The following is a 15,071-nucleotide window of genomic DNA, read 5'->3' on the forward strand; positions in this document are numbered from 1 at the left end:
CATGAGGATAAAAATATGGCTACCACCACCCTTGGGGTCAAACTTGATGACCCTACCCGCGAGCGCCTCAAAGCCGCCGCGACCTCGATTGATCGCACGCCACACTGGCTGATCAAGCAGGCAATCTTCAATTACCTGGAAAAACTCGAGGGTGGTGCAACCCTGAATGAGTTGAGCGGTATCCCTGGCATTAACAGCGATGACGCCGACGACGTACAAACGGACCACGCGCATCAGTGCTTCCTGGAGTTCGCAGAAAGCATCCTGCCGCAATCCGTATTGCGCGCAGCCATTACTTCAGCCTACCGCCGCCCGGAACCGGAAGTGGTGCCCATGCTGCTGGAGCAGGCCCGTCTGCCCGCGCCAATGGCGGAAGCCACACAAACCCTGGCCGCCTCGATTGCCGAAAAACTGCGCAATCAGAAGAGCGCTGGCGGCCGTGCAGGTATTGTCCAGGGCCTGCTGCAAGAATTCTCCCTGTCGTCCCAGGAAGGCGTGGCACTGATGTGCCTGGCCGAAGCGCTGTTGCGTATCCCGGACAAAGGCACCCGTGACGCCCTGATCCGCGACAAGATCAGCACCGGCAACTGGCATCCGCACCTGGGCAACAGCCCGTCGCTGTTCGTTAACGCGGCCACCTGGGGCCTGTTGCTGACCGGCAAGCTGGTGTCGACCCACAACGAAGCAGGCCTGACTTCCTCCCTGAGCCGGATTATCGGCAAAAGCGGCGAGCCGATGATCCGCAAGGGCGTCGACATGGCCATGCGCCTGATGGGCGAACAGTTTGTAACCGGCGAGACCATCGCCGAAGCCCTGGCCAACGCCACGCGCTTTGAAGCCAAAGGCTTCCGCTATTCCTACGACATGCTCGGCGAAGCGGCACTGACCGCCCATGACGCGCAGAAGTACCTCGCGTCCTACGAGCAAGCCATCCACTCGATCGGCAAAGCCTCCAACGGCCGCGGCATTTACGAAGGCCCGGGCATTTCGATCAAGCTGTCGGCCCTGCACCCGCGCTACAGCCGCGCCCAGTACGAACGCGTCATGGACGAGCTGTACCCGATCCTGCTGTCGCTGACCCTGCTGGCCAAACAATATGACATCGGCCTCAACATCGATGCCGAAGAAGCCGACCGCCTTGAACTGTCGCTCGACCTGCTCGAGCGCCTGTGCTTCGAGCCACAGCTGAGCGGCTGGAACGGTATCGGTTTTGTGATCCAGGCTTACCAGAAGCGTTGCCCGTACGTGATCGACTACGTAATCGACCTGGCACGCCGCAGCCGTCACCGCCTGATGATCCGCCTGGTTAAAGGCGCGTACTGGGACAGCGAAATCAAGCGCGCCCAGGTCGAAGGCCTGGAAGGCTATCCGGTCTACACCCGCAAGGTGTACACCGACGTTTCCTACATTGCTTGCGCGAAAAAACTGCTGGCCGTACCTGAAGCCATTTACCCGCAGTTCGCTACGCACAACGCCCACACCCTGTCGGCCATCTACCACCTCGCCGGTCAGAACTACTACCCGGGCCAGTACGAGTTCCAGTGCCTGCACGGCATGGGCGAACCACTGTACGAGCAAGTCGTAGGCAAGGTTTCCGAAGGCAAGCTGAATCGTCCGTGCCGCGTGTACGCACCGGTCGGCACCCACGAAACCCTGCTGGCGTACCTGGTACGTCGTCTGCTGGAAAACGGGGCGAACACTTCGTTCGTTAACCGTATCGCCGACCACACGATCTCGATCCACCAGTTGGTGGCCGACCCGGTGAGCCAGATCGAGCAGATGGCGACCGCGGAAGGCGGCTTCGGCCTGCCGCACCCGCGTATCCCGCTGCCGCGTGACCTGTACGGTAGCGAGCGCGCCAACTCCAGCGGCATCGACATGGCCAACGAACACCGTCTGGCCTCGCTGTCCTGCGCCCTGCTGGCTTCGGCCCATAACGACTGGAAGGCCGCGCCGATGCTCGGCTGCCCGTCGAGCAACGAAGTGGCTGCAGCAGTCCTCAACCCGTCCGACCTGCGTGACGTTGTCGGCTACGTACAGGAAGCCACGGTTGAAGATGCCGACAACGCCATTCAGTGCGCCCTGAGCAACGCCCCGATCTGGCAGGCCACCCCGCCCGCCGAGCGCGCAGCGATTCTGGAACGCGCTGCCGACCTGATGGAAGCCGAAATCCAGCCACTGATGGGCCTGCTGGCCCGTGAAGCCGGCAAGACCTTCGCCAACGCCATTGCCGAAGTTCGTGAAGCGGTCGACTTCCTGCGTTACTACGCAGTACAGGCACGCAACGACCTGACCAACGACGCCCACCGCCCACTGGGTCCGGTGGTTTGCATCAGCCCGTGGAACTTTCCGCTGGCCATCTTCAGCGGCCAGGTGGCTGCAGCGCTGGCTGCCGGTAACCCGGTACTGGCCAAGCCTGCGGAACAGACCCCGCTGGTGGCGGCACAAGCAGTACGCATTCTGCTGGAAGCCGGTATTCCCGAGGGCGTGCTGCAACTGCTGCCGGGCCGTGGCGAAACTGTAGGTGCACGCCTGGTCGGCGACGATCGGGTCAAAGGGGTGATGTTTACCGGTTCCACCGAAGTCGCACGGTTGCTGCAACGCAACGTGGCCGGTCGTCTGGATGCCCAGGGTCGCCCAATCCCGCTGATCGCTGAAACCGGCGGCCAGAACGCCATGATCGTCGACTCCTCGGCGCTGACCGAGCAAGTGGTCATCGACGTCGTGTCCTCGGCCTTCGACAGTGCCGGGCAACGCTGCTCGGCCCTGCGCGTACTGTGCCTGCAAGAAGATTCGGCAGACCGCGTCATCGAAATGCTCAAAGGTGCCATGGCCGAATCGCGCATGGGCAACCCTGAACGTCTGAACGTGGACATTGGCCCGGTGATCGACGCCGAAGCCAAGGCCGGGATCGAGCAACACATCCAGGGCATGCGTGACAAAGGTCGCAATGTTTACCAGATGGCCATTGCCGACATCGAAGAGTGCAAACGCGGCACCTTCGTGATGCCGACCCTGATTGAACTGGAAAGCTTTGACGAGCTGGAACGCGAAATCTTCGGCCCGGTCCTGCACGTCGTTCGCTACAAGCGCAAAGACATCGACCAGCTGATCGCACAGATCAACGCTTCGGGTTACGGCCTGACGCTGGGCGTGCACACCCGTATCGACGAAACCATCGCCAAGGTGGTCAACAACGTCAATGCCGGCAACGTCTACGTCAACCGCAACATCGTAGGCGCAGTGGTCGGCGTGCAACCGTTTGGCGGCGAAGGCCTGTCAGGCACCGGCCCTAAAGCCGGTGGCCCGCTGTACCTGTACCGCCTGCTGTCGACCCGCCCGGCCAACGCGATCGAGCAATCATTCGCCAAAGTCGACGCCATCACCGCTCCGGACACCCAGGCCCGCGAAGTAATGAGCAAACCGCTCAACGCCCTGCAAGCCTGGGCCACCAGCAACCAGCAACCTGCGCTGGCAGAGCTGTGCGGCGAGTACGCAGCACATTCGCAAAGCGGCATCACCCGCCTGCTGAACGGCCCGACTGGCGAACGCAACAGCTACGCCATCCTGCCGCGCGAGCACGTGCTGTGCCTGGCCGAAGTTGAAAGCGACCTGCTGACCCAGCTGGCTGCGGTCTTGGCCGTAGGCAGCACGGCAGTCCTGCCGGAAAGCGAACTGGCCAAAGCACTGGTTGCACGCCTGCCAAAAGAAGTGAAGGCGCGCATTACTCGGGTGCCAGACTGGACCAAGGACGACGTCATCTTCGACGCCGTTGTCCATCACGGCGACTGCGATCAACTTCGTGACGTCTGCCAGCAAGTGGCAAAACGTCCGGGCGCCATTATCGGCGTACAGGGCCTGTCCCAGGGCGAGACCAACATCGCCCTGGAACGCCTGGTGATCGAGCGCGCACTGAGCGTCAACACCGCGGCAGCTGGTGGTAACGCAAGTTTGATGACGATCGGCTGACAGCTGGCTGAAACATGAAAAACCGGACGCCCCCAAGGGTGTCCGGTTTTTTTATGCCTTCACAAATACAACCCGCACACCCTGTTGCTCAGGGCCGGCCAGCGAACTCGATATAGACCACAAACGCCAAAGCTATCCCGCCCGCCAGTGTGCACAGCAGGTTCGCGCTGCTGAACGCGTGATTGCTGCGGCCTTGCGGGTCATCACCCAAGACATTGATTGCGCGCTGGGCGCCGATGAACAGGAACACACCCGCTACTACCAGCACTGCATCGGCCACCAGCACAAAGCCGGTGTCCGAGGGACGATCAAAAAACAGCGACAACAGGATGGCGATCATGACCAGCAACATGATCAGCAACGCCCTGGCTTCGGAATACCAACGGTATGAGCGCCCGCTGATGTCCAGGCTCTTCTGAATTTTGTCGAACAGTTCAAGAATGAAAAAAGGCCAGAACACAGCACGCATGGCGGGCATGATGTCGACCCTGCTGACGGCTCTGAACGACGTCCAGTTACGGTAGGACCAATAGAAGATGTAGCCGCCACCGGTCAGTAGATACAACAGTACAAATTTGCTGACGGACACAACATACAACTCGCCCGGGCTGTCAAAAAATGGCCGTTTCCCATCCGGCACACAGGCGTTATCGGCAGTGGTGGTTTTCATGACTCATCCATTCATCAAGAAGAAGATGTGTATAGATACAATTCACTCATGCAAAAAAATGCAGTCTTGCTCCCTTTCTTGCGTAAGAAAAAGCGCCATCACTGGATCCGAAGCTTCTGTGAAGCCGCGCACGCCACAAACACCGCACGAGCACGCTGGCTACTGCTGGCGTCATGCCCTTAAAAACCTTTTTGACAGTCCGCCAAGAACGCAGGTTAGAATCGCTGGCACGCAGACTGCATGAGCCGTTTGCGCCCTGTCTTTGAAGTTTTCCGGAGTACTGCCTTTGAATGCGACGACCATCAACAGCCTGTTCTTGATCGGCGCGTTGCTGGTAGGTGCAAGCATTCTGGTGAGCTCACTGTCCTCGCGTCTGGGCATCCCGATTCTGGTCATCATCCTCGCGGTGGGCATGGCGGCAGGTGTCGATGGCGGCGGGATTATTTTCGACAATTACCCGACTGCGTACCTGGTGGGCAACCTCGCCCTGGCAGTGATCTTGCTCGACGGCGGCTTGCGCACCCGGGTCTCGAGCTTCCGGGTGGCCTTATGGCCCGCACTGTCGCTGGCCACGGTCGGGGTGATGATCACCACCGGCCTGACCGGGATGATGGCGGCCTGGCTGTTCAACCTGAACATGATTCAAGGCTTGTTGATCGGCGCCATTGTCGGCTCCACCGATGCCGCGGCGGTGTTCTCGTTACTGGGCGGTAAAGGCCTGAACGAACGGGTCTCGGCCAGTCTCGAGATCGAGTCCGGCAGCAACGATCCGATGGCGGTGTTCCTCACGGTCACCCTGATCGACATGCTTGCCAGCGGCGAAACCGGCCTGCATTTGAGCCTGCTGCTTAACTTGCTGCGCGAGTTCGCGATCGGTGGCGCGGTGGGCCTGGCGGGAGGCTGGCTGCTGCTGCAAATGGTCAACCGCATCCACCTGGCCAACGGCCTGTACCCGATTCTGGTGATCGCTGGCGGCCTGGTGGTGTTCGCCCTGACCAACGCCCTGCATGGCAGCGGCTTCCTCGCGGTTTATCTGTGCGGCCTGGTGATCGGCAACAGCCCGATCCGCAGCCGCCACGGCATTTTGCACATGCTCGACGGCATGGCCTGGCTGGCACAGATCGGCATGTTCCTGGTTCTGGGTTTGCTGGTCACCCCGCACGACTTGCTGCCGATCGCCGTGCCAGCACTGGCGCTGGCACTGTGGATGATCCTGTTCGCACGGCCACTGTCGGTGATAGTCGGCCTGCTGCCCTTCAAGGCCTTCCACTCACGCGAAAAAGCCTTTATCTCCTGGGTCGGCCTGCGCGGTGCTGTACCGATCATTCTGGCGGTGTTCCCGCTGATGGCCGGTCTGCCCAATGCTCAGCTGTACTTCAACCTGGCATTCTTTATCGTGCTGGTATCGCTGCTGGTACAAGGCACCAGCCTGCCCTGGGTTGCAAAACTGTTGAAAGTTACCGTGCCGCCTGACTTGGCACCGGTATCGCGCGCAGCACTTGAGGTCCACCCGACCAGTGAGTGGGAGCTGTTCGTTTACCGGCTCGACGCACAAAACTGGTGCATCGGCGCGGCCCTGCGGGAACTGAAAATGCCGGAGGGCACCCGTATCGCGGCGTTGTTCCGCGACCAGAAATTGCTCCACCCGTCGGGCAGTACCACCCTCGAAATCGGCGATTTACTGTGCGTGATCGGTCACGAACACAATTTGCCGGCCCTGGGCAAGCTGTTCAGCCTGCCGCCGACCCGTGGCCTGGACCTGCGCTTCTTCGGCGATTTTGTGCTCGAAGGCGACGCCCGGCTGGGCGCGGTGTCGGCGCTGTACGGTCTCAAGCTCGACGGCATCGACCCCGACATGCCACTCAGCAGCTTCATTGCACAGAAAGTCGGTGGTGCACCGGTGGTCGGCGACCAGGTGGAGTGGAACAACACCATTTGGACAGTGGCGGTCATGGACGGGAACAAGATAGCCAAAGTGGGCGTCAGATTCCCCGAAGGAAGTGCCCCGGGTCCGGGGTTGTTCCTCTAAACTCTCACTTTTCGACCCTTGTCTGACCGGTATCTATGCCAACTCTGCGCACGTTTTTCGCAACAGTCCTGCTCGGCCTGAGCCTTAGTGTCGGCATGCTCCAGGCCGCCGAACCGCCCTCCGCTGAGGCGGTGCAGCAAAGCCTGGACAAAATAGCTGATCGCAAACTGCCAGAGGCCGATCAGAAAGCCTTGCAAACGGTGCTCCAGCAGACCCTCAGTCTGCTGGCCAACAAAGCCGATTACGAACAGCGTTTGAACGATGTCAAAGAGCTGCTGGCCAATGCACCCCGCCAAACTACAGAAAACCAGCGGGAACTGGCCCGGCTCAAGGCCACAAAACCCCTGCCGGTAGCCCAGCGCTACAGTGGCATGACCGTGCCGCAGCTGGAACAGATGCTGGCCGACCGCACCACGCAACAGGGCGAACTGCAAAAATCCCTGGCCAGCGCCAATAGCCAGAGCATCGCCGCCCAGACCCGACCAGAGCGTGCTCAGGCAGAAATCAGCAACAGCCAGACGCGCATCCAGGAAATCAGCAACATCCTGAAAACCGGTCGCGACAATGGCAAATTGCTCAACGCCGACCAGCGCAACCAGCTCAACGCCGAAGCCGCTTCGCTCACCGCATTGATTGCCCTGCGCCGCCAGGAACTGGCGGGCAACAGCCAACTGCAAGACCTGAGCGGCAGCCAGCACGATCTGCTGCTGGAAAAAACCACGCGCCAGGATCAGGAAATTCAGGAGCTGCAAACCCTGATCAACCAGAAGCGCCTGGCCTACTCACAGCAGACCGTGACCGAACAATCGATCGAGGCGCAAAAGTCCGGCAGCAGCAGCCTGCTGGCAACCGAAAGCGCGATCAACCTCAAGCTCTCGGACTACCTGCTGCGCAGCACCGACCGTCTCAACGAGGTCACCCAGCAGAACCTCGAAACCAAGCAACTGCTGGATAACGTTACCCAGAGCGATCAAGCGCTGGATGAGCAAATCAGCGTGCTCAAAGGCAGCTTGTTGCTGTCCAAGATTCTCTATAAGCAGAAGCAGGCGCTACCGCGCGTGCAGAAGATGGACAAGAATCTGGCAGATGAAATCGCCGATATTCGTCTGTATCAGTTCGAGATCAACCAGCAGCGCGAGCTGATCAGCAATCCGACGACCTACGTCGACAACCTGCTGTCGACTCAACCCGCTGATCAAGTAACCCCTCAACTGCGCAAAACCCTGCTTGAACTGGTTAACACCCGCAGTGATCTGCTCGACCGTCTGAACCGCGAATTAAGCTCGTTGCTCAATGAATCGATCACCCTGCAACTGAACCAGAAACAGCTGGTCAGCACCGCGCAGAGCCTGCGCGCCACCCTTGATGAGCAAATGTTCTGGATCCCCAGCAATAAACCGCTGGACCTGGAATGGCTGGAAGGTGCGCCACGCCAACTGGAGCGACAAGTCGTCACCCTGCCCTGGACGTCAAGTTTCAGCGAAGTCGCCGACGGTTTGTCCAAGCGCCCGCTGCTATTCCTGCCGTTTGTGCTGTTGATGGTGGGCCTGCTGTGGAAGCGCAGCTACCTGTACCGCAAGCTGAATAAAATCCACCAGGACATTGGCCACTTCAAACGCGACAGCCAATGGCACACGCCACTGGCGATCCTGATCAACATCCTGCTGGCAATGCCGGTATCGCTGGCGTTGGCGCTGTGCGGTTACGCCCTGCAGATTGATGCCCGGGGAATGAACAGCAACACCGGAGCGGCCCTGATTCAAATGGCCGAGGCCTGGCTGGTGTTCTATACCGCGTACCGGATCCTGGCGCCTGGCGGCGTGGCCGAGCTGCATTTCCGCTGGGAAAAACCGCTGGTTGAATTCCTCCAGAACTGGATCCGCAAGCTCGGCTTTGTGGTGCTGGCCCTGGTCGCAGTGGTGGCCTTTGCCGAACAACAACCGGCTGCACTGGCCGAAGACGTACTGGGCATACTCGTAGTCCTGAGCTGTTATGCCGCCATGGCCTGGCTGCTGATGCGCCTGTTGCTCAACGACAAGACCGAGAAAAAAGCCTATCGCCTGCGCAAGTTCCTCGGCTTTCTGTTTGCCATCTTGCCCATCGCCTTATTTGTGGCCGTGTGTTTTGGCTATTACTACACCGCCCTTAAACTCAGCGACCGCTTGATCAACACCCTGTACCTGCTGATGCTGTGGATGGTCATCGAAGCCGCCTTTGTTCGCGGTCTGGCCGTGGCGGCGCGACGCCTGGCCTATCAGCGCGCTCTGGCCAAACGCCAGGCCGCCAAGGAAGCCGGCGAAGGCAACGACATCATCATTGAAGAGCCGACACTGGACATCGAACAGGTCAACCAGCAGTCGCTGCGCCTGATTCGCCTGGCCCTGCTCGCGGGCTTTATCGGCGTGCTGTACTGGGTGTGGGCCGACTTGATCTCGGTATTTTCCTACCTCGACAACATCACCCTCTATGAGTACACCAGCGGCACCGGTGCCAACATGAGCATGGTGCCCATCAGTATTGGCGATGTGATCGGCGCACTGATCATCATCGGCATCAGCATTGCACTGGCGCGCAACCTGCCCGGCCTGCTTGAGGTACTGGTACTGTCGAGGCTCGACCTGGGCCAGGGCAGCGCCTATGCCACCACCACCTTGCTGACCTACGTGATTATCGGCATCGGCTTTGTGTCCACCCTGTCGACCCTCGGCGTGAGCTGGGACAAGTTGCAATGGCTGGTGGCCGCCCTCTCGGTGGGCCTGGGTTTCGGCATGCAGGAAATCTTCGCCAACTTTATCTCCGGCATCATGATCCTGTTCGAGCGTCCGGTGCGCATCGGCGACACCATCACCATCGGCAACCTGTCGGGTACCGTGAGCAAGATCCGCATCCGCGCGACCACCATCACCGACTTCGACCGCAAGGACATCATTGTCCCGAACAAAACCTTCATCACCGGGCAACTGATCAACTGGTCGCTGACCGACACCATCACCCGCGTCACCCTCAAGCTGGGTGTCGACTACGGGTCTGACCTGGACCTGGTGAAACAACTGTTGCTCAAGGCCGCCCAGGAAAACCCGCGAGTGCTCAAAGAGCCTGAGCCTCACGTGTACTTCCTCAATTTCGGCACCAGCACCCTGGACCACGAACTGCGCATGCATGTGCGGGATCTGGGCGACCGCAACCCGGTAATCGACGAAGTGAACCGCTTTATCAACCGCGAGTTCAAGAACCACCACATCAACATCTCGTTCCAGCAGATGGAGGTTTACCTTAAGAACCTCCAGGGCGAGGAATACAAACTGGTACCGGTAGAGCCGCAAGCGCAGTCCGAGACGCCAGCGCCGCAAAAGCCGCAACTGGGCAAGCTGGACTGATCACTTCCCCCTGTAGGAGCGAGCTTGCTCGCGAGCTTTTCCACATAGCCGCACAGAGCTCGCTCCTACAGACGACACGCCCCCCATTTTTCACTGGAGACGGTCATTGAAAGCCCTCGACGAACTGACCTTCGATAACCGTTTCGCCCGTTTGGGTGATGCCTTTTCGACCCACGTGCTGCCCGAACCCATCGACGCGCCGCGCCTGGTGGTTGCCAGCGATGCGGCGATGGCCCTGCTCGACCTTGACCCGGCTGTCGCCCGCGACCCGGTGTTCGCCCAGCTGTTTAGCGGCCACACCCTGTGGGCTGACGCCGAACCCCGCGCCATGGTCTATTCCGGCCATCAGTTCGGCTCGTATAACCCGCGCCTGGGTGACGGTCGCGGGCTGCTGCTGGGTGAGGTGTACAACCAGGCAGGCGAGCACTGGGACCTGCACCTCAAAGGTGCCGGCATGACGCCCTGGTCGCGTATGGGCGATGGCCGCGCCGTGCTGCGTTCATCGATCCGCGAGTTCCTCGCCAGCGAAGCACTGCATGCACTGGGCATCCCCAGCAGCCGCGCACTGTGCGTGATCGGCTCGGACACCCCGGTGTGGCGCGAGAAACAGGAGCGCGCGGCCATGGTCCTGCGTCTGGCGCAGAGCCATGTGCGCTTCGGGCATTTCGAGTACTTCTACTACACCAAGCAGCCCGAGCAACAAAAACAGCTGGGCGAGCATGTACTGGCGCTGCACTTCCCCGAGTGCCTGGAACAGCCGGAACCGTATCTGGCGATGTTCCGCGAGATCGTCGAGCGCAACGCCGAACTGATCGCCAAATGGCAGGCCTACGGTTTTTGCCACGGGGTAATGAACACCGACAACATGTCGATTCTGGGCATCACCTTCGACTTTGGTCCGTTCGCTTTCCTCGACGACTTCGACGCCAACTTCGTCTGCAACCATTCCGACCATGAAGGGCGCTACGCCTTCAGCAACCAGGTGCCCATTGGTCAGTGGAACCTCAGCGCACTGGCCCAGGCGCTGACACCGTTCATCAGCGTCGAAGCATTGCGCGAAACCCTGGGCCTGTTCCTGCCGTTGTACCAGGCCCATTACACCGATCTGATGCGCCGCCGACTGGGCCTGACCACCGCTGAAGACGATGATCAAAAATTGATCGAAACCCTGCTGCAGCGCATGCAAGGCAGCAGCATCGACTACACCTTGTTCTTCCGTCGCCTGGGCGATGAACCGGCCAGACAGGCCGTGGCCCGACTGCGTGACGAGTTTGTCGACCTCAAGGGATTTGACGAGTGGGCGGCACAGTATGTCGATCGGGTCGCACGTGATGGCGTGACCGATCAAAACGCCCGCCGCGAGCGCATGCACGCGGTCAACCCGCTGTACATCCTGCGAAACTATCTGGCGCAAAAGGCCATCGATGCGGCTGAGGCGGGGGACTACAGCGAAGTACGGCGCCTGCACCAGGTGCTGACCCAGCCGTTCACCGAACAAGCGGGCATGCAGAGTTATGCCGAACGCCCGCCCGAGTGGGGCAAGCATCTGGAGATCAGTTGTTCGTCGTAACAGCCATGAATGCGCGGCAGCTCACCGGGGCTGCCGATTGCTGCACCTTTACACTGGTCCGGCCAGTGGCGCATCCACCCATCATCTGCTGAACTGCACCTTCTAAAGACGTGTGCATGACTTGTGGGAGCTGGCTTGCCAGCGACTGGTTGGCATCTGCAACCAGCCCGATACCGGAGTATTTGAAATGACCGATCCGCTACTCATCCCCTGCCCTCACTGCAATGGCCTGAACCGCATTCCCGCGGCTCGTGTGGGCGAACAGCCAAAGTGCGGACGCTGCAAAAATGAGGTGCTGCTCGCCAGGCCTTTCGACTTGAAGCAAACCGACTACAGCAGTCAGATCAAGGGTGATCTGCCGCTATTGGTGGACGTATGGGCGCAGTGGTGCGGACCGTGCAAAGCGTTCGCGCCCGTATTTGAACAGGCGGCCGGCCAGTTGGTCGGAAAATGCCGCCTGGCCAAACTCGACAGCGAGGCCAACCAGCAACTGGCCGCGCAACTGGGGATTCGCTCGATCCCCAGCTTGATCCTGTACAAGAATGGCCAGGAAATTGCCCGTCAAAGCGGCGCCTTCCCGTTGCAACAACTCAAGGCATGGCTGCAAAGCCACGGCATCAGCGCTTAGGCGTTCTGGTCCAGATAATCGTGCAACTCAACAAACTGGCGGGTCAGTTTATGTCGCGGGTCAAAGTAGACCAGCGGCTGACTGGCCTGGTGCGATTCGCGCATACGCACTGAGCTGCCCAGATACACCGGCAGTACGGGCAAACCTTCAGCCATCAGTTCGTCGAGCATTTGCTGGGGCAGACTGGCACGGGCCTGGAACTGATTAACCACGATGCCTTCGACCTGCAGGTCTTGGTTGTGGTCCTCTTTAAGCTCTTCGATCTCCGCCAGCAGGCCATACAGGGCCTGCCGCGAAAAGCTGTCGCAGTCGAAAGGGATCAGTACCCGATCGCAGGCAATCAGCGCCGATACGGCATAAAAATTCAATGCAGGCGGGGTATCGACGTAAATCCGGTCATAGTCTTCGGCCAGTTCATCGAGCAACTTTCGTAACTTGTTGATCTTGTGCTTGGCTTCAAGTTTTGGCTGCAGATCAGCCAGTTCGGCGGTGGCGGTAATAACGTGCAAGTTCTCGAAGGGCGTTTCGTAAATATCGACCCGATTCTTCTTGCTTCCCACCCCGGCCGACAAACTGTGTTTGAAGAAGTCGGCGATCCCCATAGGGATGTCTTCGCCCGTAAGCCCTGTGAGGTATTGAGTGGAGTTGGCCTGCGCATCCAGGTCCACCAACAATGTCCGGTAGCCTTCGCTGGCGCTGACTGCCGCCAGATTACAGGCGATGCTGGACTTGCCCACGCCACCTTTTTGATTGAACACCACGCGACGCATTTCAAACCTCCGTGTATCAATAAGTGCCCGAGTGTAGATGCCATTTGTGACGCTTCGCTACCTTGGCGCGAAATGTACTTGAGCTCCAGCGAACATATCGCTGATTTGGAAGTCATAAAGGCTATCCGTAGTTCAATAATGGCAAAAAGACAGCTTTTTCTTCCGCAGCGGGCAAAAAACCCGATTCAAAATGCAAGCGATGTTTGCTACGAGCCAACCGCACCGGGATAATGCCGCCACTTTGTAATAGGTGCCGCATTGATCGCTGCCTACCTCCGTATCAAGGAAGCCCGCAAGGGCGGGATAGACCTGCAGTGATTAATTTCAATATTGCCGCATGGCGCGCCTGGGCTCCGGGCCTCGACAGCGTGGCCGATTGGCGGGCCTGGAGCCAGCAACCCCGCACGCTCGCCGTCAGCGACAGCGCCCCCGACGTCTCGTTTTTGCCTGCCATGCAACGCCGTCGTCTCAGCCGCCTGGCACGCATGGCATTCAGCGTCGGCTGGCCACTGGCAGAAGGTGTCGCAGACCTGCCGCTGGTGTTTGTCTCCCGCCACGGCGAAACCCCGCGCACCTTCGACATTCTCAGCGACCTTGGCGCAGCGCAACCCCTGTCACCCACTCAGTTCAGCCTCTCGGTGCACAACGCCGTGATTGGCCTGTGGTCGATCATGCGGGGCGAGACCAGCGAGATGACCGCCCTCGCAGCAGCGGGCGATGGCCTGGAACACGGCCTGATCGAAGCCTGTGCACTGCTCAACGAAGGCGCACCAGCGGTACTGCTGGTGATTACCGAAGAACAACCTCCCGAGGCTTATGCGCGCTGGATCGACGACGTGCCGTTCCCCTATGCCGTAGGCCTGCTGCTTGAGCCCGGCGAACAATGGCAGCTGTCGCTCGCCACTGGCGCGCCCTCTTCGACCGGCACCCGGTGGCCCCATGCCCTGGAACTGGTACGCCACCTGCTCGATGAGCGCACCTCGTTCCAACACGCCTGGAAAAGCCGTGTCTGGAACTGGCAACGCACCCCGTGAGCAGGCGCAGCGATGTCTATTACTGGCGCCTGATCGCCACAGCCGCAAGCTTCACGCTGTTCGGGCTCGGCGGCCTGAGCCTGCGTCTGGTGGTTTTCCCGCTTCTGAGTTGCCTGCCCGGCGATGCAGTACGCCACCGTCAACGTGCGCGTTACACCGTCAGCCGACTGTTCTGGCTGTTTATCCGCTTTATGACGCGTACCGGCGTGCTGAGCTATGAACTGCATGGCGCAGAACGTCTGGGCCGGCCCGGGCAAATGATCATTGCCAACCATCCGTCGCTTATTGACGTGGTGTTTTTGATCGGCCTGATGCGCGACACCAACTGCGTGGTCAAACAAAGCCTGTGGCAAAACCCGTTCACCCGCAGCCCGGTACGGGCCACGCAATACATCAGCAATGACGGCAGTGTCGACATGCTCGACAACGCCGCCGGGGCGCTCAAAGAAGGCCAGACCCTGATTATTTTCCCGGAGGGGACGCGCACCCGGCCCGGCCATGCACCTGCCTTTCATCGCGGCGCTGCCGCCATTGCGCTGCGGGGTGCGAAGATCCTCACCCCGGTGGTGATCACGGTCAATCCAACCTCGCTGACCAAGGCTGAACCCTGGTATCGGATCCCCAAACAACGCATGCACTTCAGTTTTCGTGTCGGGGCCGATATAGATCCACAAACCTTTGCCGTACTTGGCCCGCCGCCCAAAGCGTCGCGCCTGCTAAACGACTTCGTGCATGACTACTTTATTAAGGAGCTCGCCATAGATGAGCGATCTGAAACGTGACATCAAACAGCTGATCATTGACGCCCTGGGTCTGGAAGACATCAGCGTCGACGATATCGGCGATGAACAGACCCTGTTTGGCGAAGGCCTGGGGCTCGATTCGGTTGACGCCCTGGAACTGGGCCTGGCGATTCAAAAAACCTACGGCATCAAAATAGACGCCGACGCCAAAGACACCCGCGATCACTTTTCCAACGTGGCCAGCCTTGCGGCTTTTGTCACTGCCAAACAGGCTGCCTGAG

General features: G+C 59.9%; 10 protein-coding genes. 8 read left to right on the plus strand and 2 right to left on the minus strand.

Annotated elements, in window-relative coordinates; genetic code table 11:
- Positions 1-15 precede the first annotated feature (15 nt).
- Positions 16-3,969: a trifunctional transcriptional regulator/proline dehydrogenase/L-glutamate gamma-semialdehyde dehydrogenase gene (gene putA, locus AOC04_RS18415; RefSeq protein ID WP_060695883.1), complete on the plus strand. Its 3,954-nt coding sequence runs from the start codon at positions 16-18 to the stop codon at positions 3,967-3,969.
- Between the two features lie 88 nt (positions 3,970-4,057).
- On the opposite strand, the gene AOC04_RS18420 is transcribed toward putA, so the two are convergent.
- Positions 4,058-4,639 (minus strand): hypothetical protein, encoded by a 582-nt coding sequence (locus AOC04_RS18420; RefSeq protein ID WP_060695885.1) that lies wholly within the window; start codon positions 4,637-4,639, stop codon positions 4,058-4,060.
- A gap of 286 nt (positions 4,640-4,925) precedes the next feature.
- On the opposite strand from AOC04_RS18420, the gene AOC04_RS18425 reads away from it, so the two are divergent.
- From AOC04_RS18425 to trxC, 4 genes are all read left to right on the plus strand, one after another.
- The gene (locus tag AOC04_RS18425) at positions 4,926-6,668 is read left to right on the plus strand and encodes a potassium/proton antiporter (protein ID WP_060695887.1); all 1,743 of its coding nucleotides are present in this window, start codon (positions 4,926-4,928) and stop codon (positions 6,666-6,668) included.
- Between the two features lie 35 nt (positions 6,669-6,703).
- Positions 6,704-10,045 (plus strand): mechanosensitive channel MscK, encoded by a 3,342-nt coding sequence (gene mscK, locus AOC04_RS18430; protein WP_060695890.1) that lies wholly within the window; start codon positions 6,704-6,706, stop codon positions 10,043-10,045.
- Positions 10,046-10,151: 106 nt separating this feature from the next.
- Positions 10,152-11,615, plus strand: a complete 1,464-nt coding sequence (gene selO / locus AOC04_RS18435) for a protein adenylyltransferase SelO (protein ID WP_060695891.1) — start codon at positions 10,152-10,154, stop codon at positions 11,613-11,615.
- A 187-nt stretch (positions 11,616-11,802) separates the two neighbouring features.
- Entirely contained in the window at positions 11,803-12,243 is a 441-nt protein-coding gene (trxC, locus tag AOC04_RS18440; protein WP_060695893.1) for a thioredoxin TrxC, read from the plus strand.
- On the opposite strand, the gene AOC04_RS18445 is transcribed toward trxC, so the two are convergent.
- Positions 12,240-13,013 carry a ParA family protein gene (locus AOC04_RS18445; protein WP_060695895.1) on the minus strand — a complete coding sequence of 258 codons (774 nt, stop codon included), beginning with the start codon at positions 13,011-13,013 and terminating at the stop codon, positions 12,240-12,242. The genes trxC and AOC04_RS18445 overlap by 4 nt on opposite strands.
- 314 nt (positions 13,014-13,327) lie before the next feature.
- Between AOC04_RS18445 and AOC04_RS18450 the strand changes: the two genes are divergently transcribed.
- Genes AOC04_RS18450 through AOC04_RS18460 form a run of 3 tightly spaced genes read left to right on the plus strand, consistent with a single transcriptional unit; the run spans position 13,328 to position 15,070 of the window.
- Positions 13,328-14,047, plus strand: a complete 720-nt coding sequence (locus tag AOC04_RS18450) for a beta-ketoacyl synthase chain length factor (protein ID WP_060695897.1) — start codon at positions 13,328-13,330, stop codon at positions 14,045-14,047.
- Complete coding sequence (locus AOC04_RS18455; protein WP_060695899.1) at positions 14,023-14,829, plus strand: lysophospholipid acyltransferase family protein; 807 nt, start codon at positions 14,023-14,025, stop codon at positions 14,827-14,829. Before AOC04_RS18450 ends, AOC04_RS18455 begins: the two co-directional genes overlap by 25 nt.
- Positions 14,810-15,070: a phosphopantetheine-binding protein gene (locus AOC04_RS18460; RefSeq protein ID WP_060695901.1), complete on the plus strand. Its 261-nt coding sequence runs from the start codon at positions 14,810-14,812 to the stop codon at positions 15,068-15,070. The genes AOC04_RS18455 and AOC04_RS18460 overlap by 20 nt, the downstream gene beginning before the upstream one ends.
- Position 15,071: the final 1 nt, after the last annotated feature.

It is taken from the genome of Pseudomonas versuta, from assembly GCF_001294575.1.
GTDB lineage: Bacteria > Pseudomonadota > Gammaproteobacteria > Pseudomonadales > Pseudomonadaceae > Aquipseudomonas > Aquipseudomonas versuta.

Excerpts from the sequence above, each read along its gene's own strand:
- AOC04_RS18460 (WP_060695901.1), top strand. The coding sequence starts at position 14,810 with ATGAGCGATCTGAAACGTGACATCAAACAGCTGATCATTGACGCCCTG.
- mscK (WP_060695890.1), top strand. The coding sequence starts at position 6,704 with ATGCCAACTCTGCGCACGTTTTTCGCAACAGTCCTGCTCGGCCTGAGC.
- AOC04_RS18420 (WP_060695885.1), bottom strand. The coding sequence starts at position 4,639 with ATGAAAACCACCACTGCCGATAACGCCTGTGTGCCGGATGGGAAACGG.
- putA (WP_060695883.1), top strand. The coding sequence starts at position 16 with ATGGCTACCACCACCCTTGGGGTCAAACTTGATGACCCTACCCGCGAG.
- AOC04_RS18445 (WP_060695895.1), bottom strand. The coding sequence starts at position 13,013 with ATGCGTCGCGTGGTGTTCAATCAAAAAGGTGGCGTGGGCAAGTCCAGC.
- trxC (WP_060695893.1), top strand. The coding sequence starts at position 11,803 with ATGACCGATCCGCTACTCATCCCCTGCCCTCACTGCAATGGCCTGAAC.